At 65.2% G+C, this 18,114-nt stretch carries 10 protein-coding genes; 4 read left to right on the top strand and 6 right to left on the bottom strand.

Going from position 1 to position 18,114, the window contains the following annotated elements; genetic code table 11:
• Positions 1 to 16: 16 nt before the first annotated feature.
• The 3 genes from ACN0S5_RS16930 to ACN0S5_RS16940 form a co-directional block, all read right to left on the bottom strand.
• A complete protein-coding gene (locus tag ACN0S5_RS16930) occupies positions 17 to 3,007 on the bottom strand; it encodes a hypothetical protein (protein ID WP_417209920.1) in 2,991 nt (996 codons plus the stop codon).
• A gap of 205 nt (positions 3,008 to 3,212) precedes the next feature.
• Positions 3,213 to 4,373 carry a trans-sulfuration enzyme family protein gene (locus tag ACN0S5_RS16935; protein ID WP_417209921.1) on the bottom strand — a complete coding sequence of 387 codons (1,161 nt, stop codon included), beginning with the start codon at positions 4,371 to 4,373 and terminating at the stop codon, positions 3,213 to 3,215.
• A 247-nt stretch (positions 4,374 to 4,620) separates the two neighbouring features.
• Positions 4,621 to 6,828 carry a DEAD/DEAH box helicase gene (locus ACN0S5_RS16940; protein WP_417209922.1) on the bottom strand — a complete coding sequence of 736 codons (2,208 nt, stop codon included), beginning with the start codon at positions 6,826 to 6,828 and terminating at the stop codon, positions 4,621 to 4,623.
• A 415-nt stretch (positions 6,829 to 7,243) separates the two neighbouring features.
• On the opposite strand from ACN0S5_RS16940, the gene ACN0S5_RS16945 reads away from it, so the two are divergent.
• From ACN0S5_RS16945 to ACN0S5_RS16960, 4 genes are read left to right on the top strand one after another with little or no spacing between them, the layout of a single operon-like run.
• Positions 7,244 to 9,583 (top strand): ATP-binding cassette domain-containing protein, encoded by a 2,340-nt coding sequence (locus tag ACN0S5_RS16945; RefSeq protein WP_417209923.1) that lies wholly within the window; start codon positions 7,244 to 7,246, stop codon positions 9,581 to 9,583.
• Positions 9,584 to 9,630: 47 nt separating this feature from the next.
• A complete protein-coding gene (locus ACN0S5_RS16950) occupies positions 9,631 to 11,850 on the top strand; it encodes a hypothetical protein (protein WP_417209924.1) in 2,220 nt (739 codons plus the stop codon).
• Positions 11,847 to 14,306: a vWA domain-containing protein gene (locus ACN0S5_RS16955; RefSeq protein ID WP_417209925.1), complete on the top strand. Its 2,460-nt coding sequence runs from the start codon at positions 11,847 to 11,849 to the stop codon at positions 14,304 to 14,306. The genes ACN0S5_RS16950 and ACN0S5_RS16955 overlap by 4 nt, the downstream gene beginning before the upstream one ends.
• Positions 14,303 to 15,472 carry a hypothetical protein gene (locus ACN0S5_RS16960; RefSeq protein ID WP_417209926.1) on the top strand — a complete coding sequence of 390 codons (1,170 nt, stop codon included), beginning with the start codon at positions 14,303 to 14,305 and terminating at the stop codon, positions 15,470 to 15,472. Before ACN0S5_RS16955 ends, ACN0S5_RS16960 begins: the two co-directional genes overlap by 4 nt.
• Here ACN0S5_RS16960 and ACN0S5_RS16965 read toward each other — a convergent pair.
• Genes ACN0S5_RS16965 through ACN0S5_RS16975 form a run of 3 tightly spaced genes read right to left on the bottom strand, consistent with a single transcriptional unit; the run spans position 15,393 to position 17,979 of the window.
• Positions 15,393 to 15,947, bottom strand: coding sequence for a hypothetical protein (locus tag ACN0S5_RS16965; protein ID WP_417209927.1), 555 nt, complete (start codon positions 15,945 to 15,947; stop codon positions 15,393 to 15,395). The two genes, ACN0S5_RS16960 and ACN0S5_RS16965, sit on opposite strands and share 80 nt — an antisense overlap.
• Positions 15,944 to 16,894 (bottom strand): hypothetical protein, encoded by a 951-nt coding sequence (locus tag ACN0S5_RS16970; RefSeq protein ID WP_417209928.1) that lies wholly within the window; start codon positions 16,892 to 16,894, stop codon positions 15,944 to 15,946. The genes ACN0S5_RS16965 and ACN0S5_RS16970 overlap by 4 nt, the downstream gene beginning before the upstream one ends.
• Positions 16,891 to 17,979, bottom strand: a complete 1,089-nt coding sequence (locus ACN0S5_RS16975) for a hypothetical protein (protein WP_417209929.1) — start codon at positions 17,977 to 17,979, stop codon at positions 16,891 to 16,893. Before ACN0S5_RS16975 ends, ACN0S5_RS16970 begins: the two co-directional genes overlap by 4 nt.
• Positions 17,980 to 18,114: the final 135 nt, after the last annotated feature.

Raw genomic sequence — 18,114 nt, forward strand, 5'->3', positions numbered from 1 at the left:
CACGTTCAGCGCGCCGTTATTGTAGCACCGCAGAGGCCGACCCGGTCGCCAGCTTCCAGTTTTCGATTGCCGTGCCTTTGGTCTTGAGCCGGCTGGCAAGGTAATACAGCCGCTGTGTCGCCGGACCATTCGGCGCCGTCTCAAACCGTTGCTTGAGATAATAAGGCGGGATCGCCTGCGAATAGAGCGTCGCCGTGACCGTCACCTTGGACGGGTCCACCCCATCGGGAAGCGTGATCCGATATTCCAGCGCGTCAGAGCCGGGTTTGAAATCGGGATCAGAGGCGGCCCGCCCCTCCGGGACAGTCGCCTTCATGAAGGCGGCGGTGACTTCGCTGTCGCCAAACCGGGCAATGAACTCTGGCGTGCCGGGGGTCAGCGCGCCGTGCGGGGTCAGGCGGTTGTCCTTGGGGTGATAGTCGCGGTGCACAAAGCTGGTGGTAAAGACACGGTCGGCGTTCAGGGTCAGTTCCTCGTAAATCTGCACCTGCGTCTGGTCGCTGATCACCCTGTAGTGCGGCTGGTACAGTGCGATCTCCGCGCCTTCGGGCACCACGTCCAGAAACTCTGTCTTCAGCGGCATCCCCAGCGGGTCGACAATCACACCTGCGCCGTTTGTGCAGCCCGAGCACCACAGTCTGTCACCGTTTTCGTCCACAACCTGCACCTCAAGAAAAGCCCGGCGAAAGCTGACGCCCGATGGCAAACGGTGCCCGGTCTTGTTGGTCACCTGCACATTGGCCACCAGTCCGCCATAGCCTTTGCGCAGGTCCAGCGTGACATCCGCCGTCTCCTCTCTGGCTTGCAGAACCATGGTGTCGATCGCCAGTTGTGCGCCATTGGTCGCATACGTCATCGGATCGGTGCGGCTCATCCCCATTTCGGCGCTGAACTGACGCATCATCTCGACCATGAACACGTTGAGACCGACAAAATTGTGCCGCCGATAGCCCTCACGGAAGGGCACGTCGACGTCCTCTTGCGGCAACAGATTGGCCACATCGGGCAGCTTGGTGTCCTGAATGCTGGCGATCTGCGTGGTGATGGCGGGCACGGACAGGCTGCCATCGACGCTGTGGAAGTCGGACTTCATATGGCAATCCTGACAGGACTGCGCCGTGCCCTTTTCGCTGTAGATGCTGTTGACCCACTCGATATAGGTGGCCTGTTCGACCGAGTGCTGAAAGTCTGTCAGCGCCTTGGGGAAGGTCACGCCGTATTCGGTATTGAGCAAAGCCGCGCCATTGCGGGCGGCGTCGTTGAACACCTTCTGATCCGCTGCCGTATAACCCTCCAGCGGTTTGTCCGTGGGCGCGTCCACATTGGGCAAGTTGATCGTATGGCACGCCCCGCAAAGCTCACTGTCCTTGATGTAATCGTCCTTGACCGGCGTGATCCCCATGGCATTTTCCATCGGTTTCTGACGCACATCGGCAAACGGCCCGATCAGGCGGTCGGCGTCGGTCATCCGAAAGACCCCGGTGGTGCCATTCATCAGGTAGGTGTCCAGCTTATTGTACTCTGGTTGCCCCTCAGCCCGTTCGGGCGGCGCGATATGGTGGCAGACCGTGCAGGAAATGCCCTCTCGCGCGAGGTTGCCGTAAAGGTGGTAATCATAGGTGCCGTCGGCCTTTTGCGCCTTTTCCTCCGCCTCGGTCAGGGGGCTGTGCAGCAGCGTATAGGCAACCTTGAAATTGTTGGGGTCCAGACCTGCGTCGGGGTTGGCGTGGGCGTCGATCTCCAGCTGCCTCTGGCCCATCGCTCCGTGGCACGACAGGCAAGTGGTGCCCAGATTGGAGGTCAGATCACCCGAACCGGCCTTTTGCAGCAGGGCAAATTCGCTTTCGAGCTGGGCGAAAAAGATCGGGTCGCGGCCCGCCAGCCCCATCGGCGACCAGCGCCATTCGCCGTATTCCGAAATGTTATAGCCGTCACCGTAGTTTGGCCCGGTTTGCAGAAACATCGTCGTGCCCGAGGGCGGACCGCCAAGACCGCCGTGGCAGCCAATGCAATTGTCAGAGGTCAGGAAGTGCTGCACATCGTTGGGCCGCGCCGGCACATGGTCCAGCCATTCGCTGGGCAGCGTCTGGACCTTGCCCGGCGGCACCGCAATGCCACCGGTGGGCGGGAACATCGCAGCGAAGATCGGGTTGATCTCCATCGGTGAGGACGCCACCTTGGCGTTGGATTTCGCCAGCGCCGTCTCACTGTGAAAGAAATCCTCGATCAGGGCCGCCTCGCTGGCGCCCATCGCCGGGCGCTGGACGGCCGGCAGGTTGAAGGGCCCCGGCGGAAAGCCTTCCATATCGCGCCAGCTTTCGTCGACGCGAAAGATCAGCGGCTCACCGGGATAGCCTTCGACATTGTCGAGACTGGAATAGATCAGTTCCTCGGCGGCGGAGGCGTGGCAGCGCATGCACATCCCGTCACCCGCCTGCCCCGAGGGCGGCGTATAGGGCGGGTCAAAGCTGTCCACCGCTGCCGACTGTCCGACAGAGGCAAAGAACCAGCCGCCATGCGACAGCGCGCTGTCCTTGACCATGACGGTCCAGTTCAACCCGCCGGTGGTGCGCAGGAACGCCAGCATCTCGGCCTCGACCTTGGCGGGGTCGTCGGGGTGCATGTAGGCCAGCATCTCGCGGTACTCGACATAGCGCGCGGCGGGGGGAGAGGCCATTTCCTTGACCACAATCGCGCCGTCGGGAATGCCGCCCTTTCGCCCGCCTTCAAGCCATGTCAGCACCTCGGGTGAATAGTAGATCCGCACCGCCGGATGCACGCCGTAGGACGTGTCCAGCACAAACGGTCCGGTGTCGCGCCAGCTTTTGTCGCGGGTCCAGCCCTCTTTGGCAAAGGTGCGGTCGGCGATGAACGGATAAAGCTGTTCTTCGTAATCCAGCAAAGGCAGCGAAGACGGCAACGGCAGCGTCGTCCTATCGGACTGCGCCAGCGCAGCGCCTCCGGACCAAACGACAAGAAGGGTGGCGGCGACGCTGTGGCGGAGCATGTCTTGAAACCTTTTTGGAGAAGATCCCCCCAAGGATGCAAGCTAGGGCTGTATAAATCAAGCCTTCTGACCCGCTTCGCCGCATGGACCGGCCGTGCCGGTCCATTGGGCGACCTGCGCGCGTTGGGTCAACCACCCCGCCGGACTGCGGTCCGCCGCCCTGCGCAGACGGTCTTTTCGGACCGTTTCGGCACGGCAAGTCGTGTTAGCCGAACGCCCGCGCCAAAGCCTGCTCAAGGTCATAAATCAGGTCGTCGGGGTCTTCGATCCCGACCGACAGGCGCAACAGCCGCGCATCTACCGGGAACCCCTCACCCGAGACGGTCTTGCGATGTTCGATCAGGCTTTCGACCCCTCCCAGCGAGGTTGCGGGGTAAAACAGCTCGCAGAACCGGGCCACGTCGATGGCGTTCTGTTCCGTGCCGTTGACGAGGATCGACAACATGCCGCCGAACTGTCCGTCGGTCTGCCGCTTGGCAATCTCATGTCCCGGATCGGTCGGCAATCCGGGGTACAGCACCGCCGCAACGTGCTGGTGGCCGTCAAAGTGCCGGGCAATCGCCATGGCCGTCTTGCAGGATTTCTCGACCCGCAGGAACAGCGTCCGCAGGCCACGGATCAGCAACCATGCATCGTGCGACTGCAATACCGTGCCTTGCAGCTTGCGCACCAGATAGATGTCTTCCCAGTCCTGATCGGTCTCCTTGACCGACAGGACCCCGGCGGTGATATCCGAATGCCCGTTGAGGTATTTGGTCGCCGAATGGAAGGAATAATCCGCCCCGAAATCAAGCGCGCGGGTCATGTTGGGCGGCGTCGCGGTGCAATCGGTCAACAGCTTGGCCCCGGCGGCATGGGCAATCTCTGCGGCGGCGGCGATGTCGGTCACCTCCCAGTTGGGATTGTTGGGCGTCTCGACCCAGACAAGCCGGGTTTCGCCCGGTTTGACGGCACTCGCCAGTTCATCGAGGTTTCCGGCGGTATAGTAGTCGAGCGTGATCCGCTGTTTCGCCGCGTAGGTCTGAAACTGGTGCAGGACACCGTGATACATGACACGCGGCACCACCACATGCGCGCCAGGCGGCAATTGCTCAATCACCGCGGTGCAGGCGGACATGCCCGAGGCGAACAGAAACGACTCCTTGGCATTTTCCAGTTCGGCGATGATGGCCTCGGCGTGGCTGGTGGTCTGGTTGCCGTCACGGCGATACCAATAGGGTTTGCGCACCGCGTAGTTCTCGTCGCGCGCATAGGTGGCCGCAGGCTGGATCGCCGGGACGACCGCCCCGGTCTCGGCCTCGATGGCGTGCAGGGCCTGCGCGACACGGGTGGCAAGAGAGGGTTTGCGATTGCTGTGATCGGTCATGAGTCTGGTCCGTGTTCTGGTGGTCGCCGCTGGAGTAACGGCATCGCGCGAGAGCACGCCGCTTGCAAGGGCCGACGTTCATAAAATCCCGGACCGGTCGCGGGCTTGCAGGCCTTTGCCGGATTGCCGGGTCGATTTCGCCCCGCGTGTCCGCCAGTTGAGGATCAATCCCACCCGACAAGACCCTGACCGCGCGCCCGGACCGGACAAACCGTCCGGTTCGGGCGCACCCTGGGCATCCCTGACCTCAGCGCTTGCCGCGCCGGGGCGCGTCAAAGCCGCCCTCACGGGGGCCACCTGGTCCGCGCGCCTTGGACGGGGCCTTGCCCGGCTTTTTGGGCGTGAACCGCTTGGAGGTGTTGCTGGCGTCGCCCGCGCCGGCGGCATGGGGTTTGCCCTTGCCCGGCCCCTTGGGTTTTGCGCCAAAGGGTTTCGGGCCGGTGGACTTATGTCCGGGCTTGCCTGCCGGGCTGGGCCGGGCCTTGTATTTTGCCGGTCCGGCTGCGTCCTTGTCCTGTGTCCGGGCTTGCGCCGGAGCGGACGCGGCCGCCTCTGTCCGGGGCTTGCCCTCGTGCTTGGGTTTGCCTTCGTACTTCGGCTTGCCCTCATACTTTGGCTTACCTTCGTACTTCGGCTTACCTTCGTACTTTGGTTTGCCCTCGTACTTTGGCTTGTCGCCAAATTTCGGCTTGTCGCCATACTTGGCCTTTGCGGCGGGCCCAGGCCGGTCGTCGCCCTCAGAGCGTTCCTTGCGCGGCGCGGGTGCTGCGGCGTCGTCGCGGGGCGGGCGCGGTTTGCGCGGCTTGTCGTCGGTTCCACGATCCCGGTACGTGCGCGGCCCTGCGCCATCCGGCTTGGGTCCCCGGCGCTGCGGTTTCAGGTCCGGGGCATTGTCCATGGCACGCACCGTGATGCCGTCTTCCAGAACGGCCTCCGCACCCAGTCCCGACAGAAAGCCGTCGACCTTGGCGGCCAGCAGTTCCACGTAGGTCTCACTGTCCTGCACCCGGATCGCGCCGATATCGTTCTTGTCCAGCCCACCGGACCGGCACAGCAGCGGCAACAGCCAGCGTGCCTCTGCCCGGTCGCCGCGCCCCACCGACAGGGCAACCCAGCGGCTGGGGCCAAAGGTGCGCTCGGCAGAACGCGCCGGCTTCGCATCCGGCGGCAACAACTCCTCAGGCGCGGCGTGGCGCGACTGGTAAAGGCGCAGATAGGCGGCGGCGATGACCTCGGGGCCGTGCCGCTCCAGCAGTTTGGCGGCAAAGGTGGTCTGTTCCTCTGTCACCGGCTCATCCCATGCGGGATCGGACAACAGCCGGTCCTCATCCTGCCGCTGAATATCCTCGGGCGATGGGGCCTCTGTCCATTCGGCGTTGATCTTGGCCCATTTCAGCAGCCGGTCAGCCTTGTTGGCCATCTTCGGCGGCACGATCAGCGCCGAGATCCCCTTGCGCCCTGCCCGGCCTGTCCGGCCCGAGCGGTGCAGCAGGCTTTCGGTGTTGGAGGGCAGATCCGCATGGATCACCAGATTGAGGTTCGGCAGGTCGATGCCGCGCGCCGCCACATCTGTCGCCACGCAGACCCGCGCCCGCCCGTCGCGCATCGCCTGCAACGCATGGGTCCGCTCGGTCTGGCTGAGTTCCCCTGACAGGCTGACCGTGGCAAAGCCCCGGTTGGCCAGACGCGCGGTCAGATGGTTCACCGCCGCCCGCGTGTTGGCAAAAACGATGGCCCCCTCATCATGGTGAAAGCGCAGCATGTTGAATATCGCGTGCTCGCTGTCGGACGCCGCCACCCGGATCGCCTGATAGGAAATATCGGCGTGTTGTTTGGTGCCGCTGAGCGTGCTGATCCGCTTGGCGTCGCGCTGGTACTGTTCTGCCAGTTTGACGATGGTCGGCGGCACGGTGGCCGAGAACAGCAGCGTGCGCCGCTCTTTCGGGGATTCCCCCAGAATATATTCCAGATCCTCATGAAACCCGAGGTCCAGCATCTCATCCGCCTCGTCCAGCACAGCCGCCTTCAGCCCACTGAGATCCAGCGACCCGCGCAGGATGTGGTCCTTGAGACGTCCGGGTGTGCCGACAACGATATGCGCGCCGCGCGACAGGGCGCGGCGTTCGTCGCGCATGTCCATCCCGCCCACGCAGGAGGTAACGACCGCACCGGTGCGGGCGTACAGCCACGCCAGTTCCTGTTTGACCTGAAACGCCAGTTCACGGGTCGGCGCGATGACCAGCGCCAGCGGCTCTGCCGCGCGGTCAAACGAGGTGGCCTCCCCCAACAGGGTGGGAGCGATGGCAAGGCCAAAGCCCACGGTTTTGCCCGACCCGGTCTGCGCCGAGACCAGCAGGTCCGACGCCGCCAGTTCCGGCGCGATGACGGCCTCTTGAACAGGGGTCAGCTTGTCGAATCCACGCTCTGCAAGCGCCTCGGACAGGGAAGAGATCATAGTGGGGAATTTCCATGGAATAGCGGCAGCACCTGCCGGAAACAGCGCCGCATCGGCACAAGATCCGGACCTATAGGCCAAGCCTGCGGGAAAGTACATGGCCGAAAGGCGCAAACACGGCGTTTTCTTGCCGGCCACCTGAACAGGCGCGCCGACAATCGGCCCGAAAGCCCCGAACCCGGATCTGTGCCGCGATCCGTCGGGCGTCACTATGCACCGATTTTGCACGCCGTCCAGAGCGGTTCGCTGTTGGCCGGAGGCCATCCCCCGGCAGCCTGTCCTCCCGCCAGCGTAGGTCGCGTGGGGCCATGGGACCGCGATGGTCCGACGGCCTGCACCCTTGCGTGGCCGCGCCGAACACGGTTTAGTCAACCACAGGTGATTTCAAACAAACAGGTTTCAGGTGCAAAAGCGCGTGGCGATTTGCAAAAAGACCGGCGTGGTCTACCGCTCGGCGCAGGGCAATGAGCAACCCGGTTTCAGCGGCATCTACATCGACGCGCTGGACATCACCGGCCCCGGCGTCGTGGCCGTCATGGGGCCGTCAGGCTCTGGAAAATCGACCCTGCTGAGCGTTCTGAGCGGCCTCAAGGCCCCAAACCTTGTGTCCGCAGAGGCCGATGGATCGCAGTTGCGCCTTTTGCCCGGCGGCGAGGACTGCTGCGATCTGTTGGCCGGTGCGCTGCCCAAACCGGGCACCGTCAGTTTTGTCTTTCAGGAATCCTACCTGATGAAAAGCCTGTCGGTGGGGTTGAACGTCGACATGGCGCGCGCCCTGACCCGCCCGCCGCTGCTCCCCGCGCGGTTCGATCATCTGATGACAGAATTCGGCCTCCTGCGTGTGGACGGCGACGCCAAGGACCTGCGCGGCATGCGGGTGGCCGACCTGTCCGGGGGCCAACAGCAGAGGATCGCCGTGGCCCGTGCGCTTGCCGCCGATCCGCGCGTGATTTTCTGCGACGAACCGACCAGCAGCCTTGATTCCACAAACGCCCTGCGGATCATGGGCCACCTGCGCGACTGGGCGCAGGATACTGGCGCGACAGTGATCTGGGTCACACATGACGAGGCGCTGGCGCTGGAGATCGCCGATGCGGTGCTTTATGTCGACCGGGGCCGGGTGTTGTCGCAGGACGGCGCGCCGCTGGCCTTGCCCGACGGGGCCGACACCGCGACACGGCGCGCGGCGCTGGACCGGCTGAAGGCGCAAGGGGCCGACCTGCCCACGCTCGACACCGCCTTTTTCGGCAATCAAGGGCTGATCCTTCATCCCAAACCGGCAGAGCGGCGCCGCGCCAATGGCGCGGCAAGGGAAACGCCCGCGCCCGCGCGGTTCAACCTTTTGGGGATCACGCATTTCATCTGGCGCTTTGTTCTGGCGGAATTATTCCCGCGCCAGCCCGCGCCCCAGAGCAAACCGGGCTGGCTGCGGCGGATGTCCCACCGGATCTGGGGCGGGCCGTTCCAGTTTACCCGCCCGACCTTTGCGCTGATCATCCTTCTGGGCATCCTCGCGGCCTATGCGACCCTCTTCGGGACGTCTGTTCTGGATGCGAAATTCGCCCGCGACCTGTCGCGGCCAGAGGTGTCGCACTACACGCTGGAACGGTTCGGTGACGTGGACAGCACCGCCGCGGACCTGTTGTCGCTGGGCGCGGTGCGACAGATCCAAAGCGACCTTGCGGACCGTTTTGGCCCTGAAATCGCGGCAGGCGCGCGGCCGCCACAGGTCTTTGGCCGACGGCTGGAACTCAGCGTGCGCACGGCGGACCTGCGCGGCGATTGCGACGGCGCGCGCAACCGGGCGGGCAACGCGGTGCTGGTGGTTTTTGACCAATCCGAGCCGCTCTTTCGCCAACTGCCGGTCGCGCCTCCGGGTGCGCCGCCCATGACAATCGGCCAATTCGACAAACCCGATCTGCGCGATGCGGCCTTTGTCACACCGGATTTCCTCAAGCGTCGGTTCGGCCTCGATCCGGGCGACCCGCTGCCCGACCAGTTCTGTTTCGGCACCGAAAAGCTGCTGAAACCGGTGCGCATCGCCGGGTTGATCGCGGACATCCCCGGATCGTCCGTGCTGAGCGCCGAAATCGCCATGACCAACGACGCCTACCTGCGGCTGATGAAAACGCCCGACATCCGCCCCAACCACTGGGGCAACGGCTGGCCGCCGTTTGACAGCGCGGCGCTGTATTTCGACGCCGACTATGCCGAAAAACTGTTCTGCACGATCGACGCATGCGCCGACCGGCCAGAGCTTTACGACCAGATTTATGGCCCCAGCTACAAGTTGAACGATGACGCGCTGGCGCAGGTGCGGCGGCTGTTGGGAATTGCCCTTGGCAGCCGCAACCTGCTGTTCGCGGTGATGACGGCCATGTCCGTCTCCATCGCCATCGCGGTCGGCCTGTCGGTGCAGGCCTTTATCGTCTCGAACGAACGGTTCCTCAGCATCATGCGGGCCGTGGGTTACCGGCTGGGCCACATCGCGTCTCTGGTGCTGCTGGAACTCTTGGTGATCACGCTGGTTGCGACCGTCTTTGCGGTATTTTTGCTGGCCGTGGCCCACCAACTGCTGGCGGCGCGCATCGCGCGAATCTGGGAGCTGTCGCCCGACTGGCTGGACTGGTCGGCGGTGCAGACCGCGCAGGCGGTCGGGCTGGCCTATGGGCTGGTGCTGACCGTTGGATTGGTGGTGGTGATGCACTGGTGGCGCAGCCACCGGGACATTGGACAGAAACTACAGGGCGTGTGACGCTGGGACACATACGCCGGACAAGACCGCGAAGGGAGAAAGACGCCATGACACACACACGGTTTGCGGTGACCCTTTGGCTGGCTCTGTCCGCGGGTGCGCTGCACGCGCAGGAACCGCCGGTTTGTGACGCGGTGCTTGTGGCCTTTGCCGAAAGCAGGCTGTCGGGCGATTTGTCGGCGATGCACCTGTTGCGGGACGCGACCCCGCTGTTCGATCCCGTCCCGCCGGGCACACCAGAGGCGCTGCCGGTTTTCTCCGGTTATTTCGGGCGATTGGGAGAGCGCCAGCGCGACCCGGTGGATTTCAGCACGACCGGTGCGTTCCGGCATGAGGGCTGTATCGAGGTCACCGGCATCCTGCGCACCAAAAAGAGCCTCGAGCAACTTCCCCGCCGCGACGGCACCCCGATGCCGGTGTCGGTCTTCGTCTTCAACCAAGGCGTGTTTGACATAGCCTTTCTCGAAGGCCCCTCGATCACCGAAACCAACGCCCGGATGAGTGTCGGCCCGCTGTTGTTCCACCCGGACCTGCGGGAAGGCGCGCCGTTGACCGCGCAGAGCGACGCCTTTGCCAACTTCACCGTTGCCCCGTACATCGCCAGCGAAAAGGACACGACGCTTGGCCGGGGGGACTATGCGTGGATGGGTCTGGACCTGCGTCAGGGCAAGGGGCCGCAATTGGTCGCGGTGACCTGCGACCGGCCATGCGCCACCTATCTTGATGGGTTCAAGGCACGCCTGCTGGCGGCCAGCGGTCCGGTCAACCCGCTTGCGCCGCCTGTGGCCAATCTCCCGGTCGCCGGGGCGGACAAGCCGACACCGCCCGATATCGGCAAGACCTTTGCCGATGAAGCCCTGTCGATCACACTGATCGGCCCCGAAGAAGAAGTGATCCTTCTGGAAAGCCTGCCTTTGCAGCAGGCCATGGCCCAATTCAGCCACGATCCGCAGGCGCAGAGCGCCATTCGCGACGCGCTGGAGGCCCTTGGCGGCGGCGTGGCCGACCGTGCTCTGGCGCTGGCGCAACTGATCGACGTCGGCCTGCTGGACGCGGGGTTGCAGGACTACGCCATCGAGTCCGCCGACCGTGGCTTTCGGCTGGTTCTGCGCGCCCCGCCGCCGCCACCGCCCCGCCTGCTGGCCGGGGTGGACCTGCTGCTGGCGGACCCGCCCGGCAGCGCCGTATTCGAGTATTGCAATCCTCTGGTCGAGATCACCCACCCCGATCATGACCCGGTGCGTCTGCCCATGCAGATCGATCTTGCCAGCGCCATCACCAACGCCGAGGGCGAAGAGGTTTACGGCAGGCTCACCGTGGCAATCGACCCGGACCTGGCGATCGCGGCCGTGCCTCTCGAAACCCTTGCCCTGCGCCTGTTCGCGGCGTCAGAGGTGCAGTCTCTGACCAGCCCCGACCCGCATCCGTCCAGTTGCAGCCTTGCGTGGGGCGGTCGCTTTCCCGACACGGCGCTGCCCTTGGCAGAGCTGTCACAAACGTCGGATCTGCCCGCGCCCGTGCCTGTAACCGTGACCGATGACGGCCATGTGATCTTTGCCGAGGCGACGCTGCGCAGCACCGCGCGGCCGGTCTTTGTGCTGCTTTACAACACCACCGGGCTGGAGGACACCAACGGTGCGCCACTCAGACCGGACCTGTACCCCGCCTGGACCCACGCGCGCGGCGGACGCGACATGCAATCCGCGCTGAGCATCCTTGTCAGTTCCGCGCAGGCGGTCTTTGCCCAACGGGTCGAGGACCTGTTCCTGTTGCAGGCAGCGGGGGGCGTGGCAAAGGGGTTTCTGCCGCCCGAACCCCTGACCGCCGACAGCGCGCTGCGCGCCGCCGACGCCCTGCGGCCCGGTGAAGTTGGCCCGCTGAACCTTGAGAACACGTTGAAAGACCTTGTCAATTCCACCGCGACCACGCCGCGCTTTGTCGTAATCGGGCGCAGCGGTCTGGATGCGGGGGCCGATTATTGCGCGTCCCCCCCGGCCTTGCCGGAGGCCAGCCGACGCGGATCGCTTGTGATCGATTTCCTCAGCCGCGAGGCCGCGTTTGACCTGTCCCGACCGGTTCAGGCGACGCTGATCAACCCGACAGGCGCCGAGGCATTTGCCGAGGCCGCCCAACGGCTTGCCACCCGTTGCCCGGAGGATGGCAGCGGCTTGGTCCACTGGGTTTTGACGCCCGATGTCGCGGATCAGTTCAAACTGATCCACGCCCTTGAAACCCTTGCCCCCTATCTCTTCGGAGGCCTGCAATGATCCGACCGACCGCCGCCCTTCTCTCTGCCGTATTGGTGCTGCCCCTGCCCGCAACCGCCCAACAGGCCGACAGTTTTGTCACCCCCTCGGGCACCTGCCAGACCGACCTTTACGAAAAGATCTCGGCCTATCCGCGAAGCGGCAACAGCGTCACGGTCCGCGCCCAGCAGATCAAATCGGGCCGACTTGCGCCGCAACCGATGACCGACGCGGTGATCCCGCCGTTTACGCCGGTCAAATGTTATGCCCGCACTGAGGACCTTGTGCTGATCCTTGCCGAGGAAGGGCAGAATTTCTGCGGCTGGGTGCCGCGCACCGCGCTTTTGGGCGGGGCGCAGGGCGATGCCGGTCCGATCACGCCGCTCAACCGGGGCCGCGCCTGTCCCTCCCTCGACCCGATGAGCGTCTCTGACTATTGCGCCCGCAAGGAAGAACTGGGCAGCTTTGAGGCGCTCTGCGAAGAAATGCGCCAACCGGACGGCAGCTTTGCCGACAACCCGATCGAAACCAAGTTCCTGACATGGAACGCCAACGCCGAAGACCCCGCCGACCGTACCGCCGTTGCGCGCTATTCGGCACCGGACACCGGCGCGCGGCTGGCCAGCGACCTGTCGATCTTTTCCGTCTTCAAGGTCTGGGACGTGGCGGCCTCACCCGATGGCGAAGACCTGTTTGTGCTGATCGGCCCGGATCAAAAGACGGTCGAGGGCTGGGTGCTGGAAACCGCCGGAACGGTCTGGTTCTCGCGTCTGACCACGTTTTTCGAACAGGGCGCAACGGCCCCGATCCTGACCGAGGCCCCCGGCACCGCCGCCGCCGAACCGCTGGCCGAGGTGCCGCCCAATCTGGACGCGATGCTGGCAGCCGGTGAGGATTTCGACAAATTCCCGGTTCTGGTCGACAACCGCGCGCCCGAGGCCACGCTGGGCACCCGGCAGGAACCGCATCTTGAGATCGCCTTTATCGGCGCGCGCTGCGGCAAGGACCAACTGTGCTCCGAGGCTGGCGGAGACCGGGTGGTGGACAAGATCAGCCTGCTGGATTCCGTTGATGTGCTGTTTGTCATGGATGCGACGGCCTCTATGGCGGACTACTTTCCGATGGTCGCCGAAGAGGTGGCCGATATCGCGCTGGCGCGCGCCTCGACCACCAACCGCTTTGGCGCGATGATGTACGGTGACTTTCTGTCGACACGTGCGATGGATCACGCGGCCCCGATGCAGATCAAGACCGCCGTCCCGCTGACCGAAATCTATGGCGGCGATGAGTTTGACCCGCTGCAAACCGCCGACCTGTTCATCGCCGATCCGGTGGGGGGTAAGCCAGAGGCCGCCTTTGCGGCGCTGTATCAGGCGATCACCTCTGCCAACTGGCGTCCCGACGGCGTGCGCATCGTTGTGCATATCGCCGATCACGGCGACCGGGGCCCCGCCCCCGATGCGCTGGTCGCGTTGATGGCGGCGCAGAACGTGCTTTATGTGCCGATTGCGGTGCTGGGTGAGTTTATCGCCGGGGAAAACGGTGGATTTGTCACCCAGACGCGCGACCTGCTGAACCGCACCCGGATCGACGGTGTGCCGATGGGGATCGACACCCAACTGACCTATGATCCCGCGCGCGGCGGTCAGTCCGACGATGAGGCCCGGCTGCGCATCCGCCAGTCGCTGCGCGGCGCGACCGAACTTCAGGACGTGATCAGCACGCAGGTTGCCAGCATATTGCTCAGCGGTGAGGAAAGCACCGTGGCGGAATCGAACCGCTATCCACCCGGCTATGCGCAACTGGTGGCGGCGGCGCGCAAGATCTACGGCATTGATCTGGACGATGTGCAAAGCTCCGCCGAGGCGCGGACGCTGGCGGCCAAAGGCTATGTCGCGGTCCCCGCCGACGGCACCTCAACCGATTGGGATTATTTCGCCGCTATCGGCCCGAACGACGTCAAACTGCTGTCCGAGCAGTTCGACATCCTGTGCAAGTCGATGCATGACACCGGCGCGGAGGGCCTGCTGTCAAACGCCCTGCGGCAGGTGATCGAGATCCTGACCGGCGATGTGCTGTCGCGCGACAACGCGCTTTACTTTGCCTATTTCGACAACCGCGACGACATCCCGCTGGTCAACCGGACCATCCTTGGCGACGGGGTTTTTGAACTGGGTCAGGACCTTGGCAGCCTGTCCAAAACCACCCGCACGCGGGTCGAGGCCTACCGGCGTGAGGCCTGCCGCACCCGCAAACTGCTCAAGCTGATCGATTCCAACCTGCGGGTGGAGCGCCCGTTCGAGATTGGTCCCGACGGGCGGCCCGGCGATCTGGTCTGGGATCAGGCCGAACAGGACTATGACGATCTGACCAGCCGCAAATATATCTGGCCGCGGATTGGCATCGGCAACGTGCAGACCATCTATCTGCCGCTCAGCTACATGCCGCGCCCCTATGATGAGGTCCGCCTCAAATGACCGCTCCGACCGGCGCGCCCCCCTATTACCGGTTCCGCAGTCAGGCGCGCTATGGCCGCGCGCGGGCCGACCTGCTGGCTTGGTATCTGACCGGGGACCAGCCGGATGAGGACGCGCCATTCGCTCCGGCAGAGTTCACCGCTGCGCTGCCGCCTGACAGCCCGCTGCTGACCGCGCTGACGGCCCGTCCCGAAGGCGCACACCCGGATACCCTTGGCGCGGCTCTGGCCTATCTGCGGATCTGCCTGCAATTGTCCGAATTGGACTGGACACCGGCCGAAAGCTTTGAGGCGGCGCTGGCCGCCACCCGGACAGCCAAGACGGCGCGGTCCGAGACGGTGGTCGTTCAGCCGGTGGCCGCAGCGCCCCCCGATCCGGTCGAGGTGCCCGCGACACCAGTCCCCCAACGACGACGACCGCTGGGGCGGCTTTTGCGCGGAATGGTCGTGCTGGGGCTGCTGGCGCTGCTTGGCTGGTCCGGGGGGCGGCTGATCCAGACCACCGTCGAACGCCGCGCCATCGCCGCCGAACTGGACATCCCGCTTTCCGGGTTCATCGCCGCTGTGTCCGGTCTGTCGCTGTCTTTGCCGGGGTTTGCCTCTGCCTGTCTGGGCACCGCGCCGCAAAGCTGCCGCAGCAGCGATCCGGCACTGCCCTACGCCACCGCCCTGCGCGCCGATCTGGCGCGCGCCCGCAGCACATCCGGCCAGATGCTTGCCGCGCTTGCGCCCTTGGCCCCCGAGGGCGGCACCGACTGGATCGTGGCGACCCCGGCGCAGAATTGCCGCGTCGGCGGCGAGGACGCGCTGGACGACGACTGGCGGCTGGTCTCTTCCCTGTGCCGGGTGCGCGAGCGGTTGACGGAATATGAGCTGTGCCTTGTCGGCCACCCGATGCTTTCGGACCGGCAATGCACCGATCTGATGCGCCTTGCCATGGCCGATACCGCCTTTGACTGCACCGATTGCCCGCCGCGCCCGGCCAATGTCTTTGATCCCCGGCTGGAATGGACCCGTGAAAGCCGGGTGGCGGCGGAATTGGCGCTGGAGGCGCGCCGCTTTGCCATGCCGGAGCCGATCCTGCGCCTTACATGGCACCGGTTGACCGGTGATTACCTTTGGCTGCGCGCTGAGGTGATGCGCCACTACGCGGCGCTGTCAGGCTGATCACCGTCCCGAAGGCCATCCAGACGCCCAACAGCCCCGGCGCGGACCACGGCCAGATCACAAAGGGCGAGGCCATGGGGGCCACGGTCAGCACCTGAATCAGGCCGATATGCACCCCACCCGCCAGCAGCGCCATGCCAACCGCTGCGCGCCCGCCAAGGCACAACAGCGCAGACAGGCCCGCCGCACCGCCCGCGCCCAGCATCAGGGCCATCGCCGCTTCCTGCCCTTGCACATCGGGCAGCAAGGAGAACACCAGCCCCCCCAGCAAGGTCGCCAAAGACGCCGCTGGCACCGCGCGAAGCGCCGATGCAGGACACAGCACCGCCGCCAGTCCAAGCGCCGCCGCCACCGACCAGAACCAGCCGCCCGGTTCCAGTGCCGCCCCGCCGGCCCCTTGCCACAGCCCCAGCCCCGCAAGCACGATCAACGCCAGCCAGCCCGCCTTGCGGCCAACGGACCGCAGCCGCCTCATGGCTGGGCCTCGTCCAGCAATTGCAGAAGCCCTTGCAGTTCCAGCGCCACACTGTCCCCGCAGACCGGCGCGGGCGGGTCGTAAAAGGCGGCAAGCGCGCCTTCGGCCAATGCCTTGCGCCGCGACAGCACCGCCAGATAGACCTGCACCGCCATCATGCCCGGCGCGCGGTCCGGGGCGCGCAAACCGCGCGACAGGTACAGTTCCAGATGTGCCGCGACCCGTGGGCAGGGTTCCAGATCGGCAATCCGTGCAAGGGCAGTCAGCAGGTCGGTGAACTCGGCAAGGCACGCCGCGGCGCTGGAATGCCGACCGGCGGCCCCCCGCAGATGATCGCCCTGCGCCAGCGTCAACCGCAGTTCCAACGCCAGCGCGTTGAAAAAGCGCGGCTCCGCCCGCGCGGCGGCACGCGCGAGCGACAGGGCGTCATCCTCGCGTCCCTCGGCCTCGGCCAGCATGGCTTGCAGGAACAACAGATCGCTGCGCGGAACGCCCGGATCCTCGACCGCCGCCATACGTTCCAGCGCGTCGGCAAAGCGGGGATCGGCGATCTGACCCGCCCGCAGCGCCGTCAGCGCCACCTGCAAACCCGCCGCATAGCGCAGGCCCGGATCGGGGCTGTCCATCAAAGGTGCGGCCAGCAGCGTGGCCCCGTCCAGCGTTTCCGCCAGGGCCGCCAGCGCGAGGGCCTGCCTGTCCGTCTCGGTTCCGACCAGCAGGCCGGGCCGACGCAGAAAGATGGTATCGGCATAGGGTTGATCCGGGCCGCTGGAACAGCCGCGCTGCATCTGATCGCTCAGCCCCTGACACAGTCCTGAACAAGACGGTTCCGCAGGTTGAACCGGCGGCAAAGGAATGCAGGGCGCAACGCGAAAGACAGGGCATTGCTGCGCCGCCAGCGGCGCGGCGGCCAGCAGGACCCCCACCAGCGCCGCGCCGCGGATCACGGACACAGATCCTGCCCGCTTTGCGCAAGACAGGTCGCCGGAAACTGCTTGCAAATCAGGTCAATCGCCAGAAACGGCAACGCCGCATCAATGTCGTCGATCGGGTCCGGCCAGATCGCATTGATGGTGTCCTGCGCTTGTTTGCCCTCGGCCAGTTCCCGGATCATCCGGTTGAACCGAACAGGAGGCAACCCGCCAAAAACATCCGGTTGGGATGTGACAAAGGCCACCAGATCCTCTGCGCCGGGGGTCACGGCGCAGGACAGCGCGCTGCCCGGATCTGGCGCAGAATCAGGCGCAGGATCTGGCGTCGGTGTTGGTGTCGGGGCGGCGTCCGGCGCGGGTGCGGGCGCGGCAGGATCGCCACCGTCCGACAACGCGGTCAGAAAGCGCGTGATCTCGGCAATCGGGCTGGCAGCGCAGGCGGTCAGGTCCAGCGTCGGCGCGGCGGCGGTCAGCACCTCTTGCGCGCGGGCGTTCAGGCGCGCTGCCGCCGCCCGGCACACATCCGCAACCGATAGCTGTTTTCCCTCCAGTGCCGCCTGCGCCGTGGCCAATTCTGCGGCCGCCGCCTGCGCGTCCTGCACCAACAGGGCAACCTGAGCATCCAGATCGGCCTTGGTGGCAGTCAGGGCGTCAACCTGCCCCCTCAGATCGGCATTGTCCGCCGTCACTTGCGCCAGTTGCGCCTCAAGCTCTGCGATCCGCTCCTGCAAATCGACCTTGACCGGCGCGCAGACCTCATCCGTCTCAAAGGAGCATTGCGCGATCAGACCTTTGACCTGCTCCCGGAAATAGCGGGTCCGGCGGGACAGGAAGTCCACGCAGCCCAGAACCGTCAGATTGGCGGCGCGGCAGTCCGGCGGCATCTTGTAGGCCGCGATGAACGCGGGACACTCTGCGTCCTCAACCGCGTTGATGTCGCAATAGAGATCCAGCGAAAACTGTCCCAGCAGCCCCAGACAGTCCTCGGGCGACACCCCTGCCTGCGTGCAAAGGGCGGGCAGCGCGGCGGGTTCTGGCACGACGACCGGATCGTCCCCGTCCTCTTGCGCAAAGACCGGCTGGAATGTCAGAAAAACCAACGCGGTAGCCGTTAAAACCAGCGCAAGACCAAGGCGGGACAAACCTGCCGGACGCCGCTCAATATAGAAGTCAAAAAACATTTGCTATCCTAGGGACCAAGGGTATCTTCGGATGGTGACACGCGTTTTACAAGT

This window comes from Antarctobacter sp. (assembly GCF_048262615.1).
Classification (GTDB): Bacteria; Pseudomonadota; Alphaproteobacteria; order Rhodobacterales; family Rhodobacteraceae; genus Antarctobacter.

Coding starts and splice junctions, on each gene's coding strand:
- ACN0S5_RS16930 (WP_417209920.1), bottom strand. CDS start 3,007: ATGCTCCGCCACAGCGTCGCCGCCACCCTTCTTGTCGTTTGGTCCGGA.
- ACN0S5_RS16935 (WP_417209921.1), bottom strand. CDS start 4,373: ATGACCGATCACAGCAATCGCAAACCCTCTCTTGCCACCCGTGTCGCG.
- ACN0S5_RS16940 (WP_417209922.1), bottom strand. CDS start 6,828: ATGATCTCTTCCCTGTCCGAGGCGCTTGCAGAGCGTGGATTCGACAAG.
- ACN0S5_RS16950 (WP_417209924.1), top strand. CDS start 9,631: ATGACACACACACGGTTTGCGGTGACCCTTTGGCTGGCTCTGTCCGCG.
- ACN0S5_RS16955 (WP_417209925.1), top strand. CDS start 11,847: ATGATCCGACCGACCGCCGCCCTTCTCTCTGCCGTATTGGTGCTGCCC.
- ACN0S5_RS16960 (WP_417209926.1), top strand. CDS start 14,303: ATGACCGCTCCGACCGGCGCGCCCCCCTATTACCGGTTCCGCAGTCAG.
- ACN0S5_RS16965 (WP_417209927.1), bottom strand. CDS start 15,947: ATGAGGCGGCTGCGGTCCGTTGGCCGCAAGGCGGGCTGGCTGGCGTTG.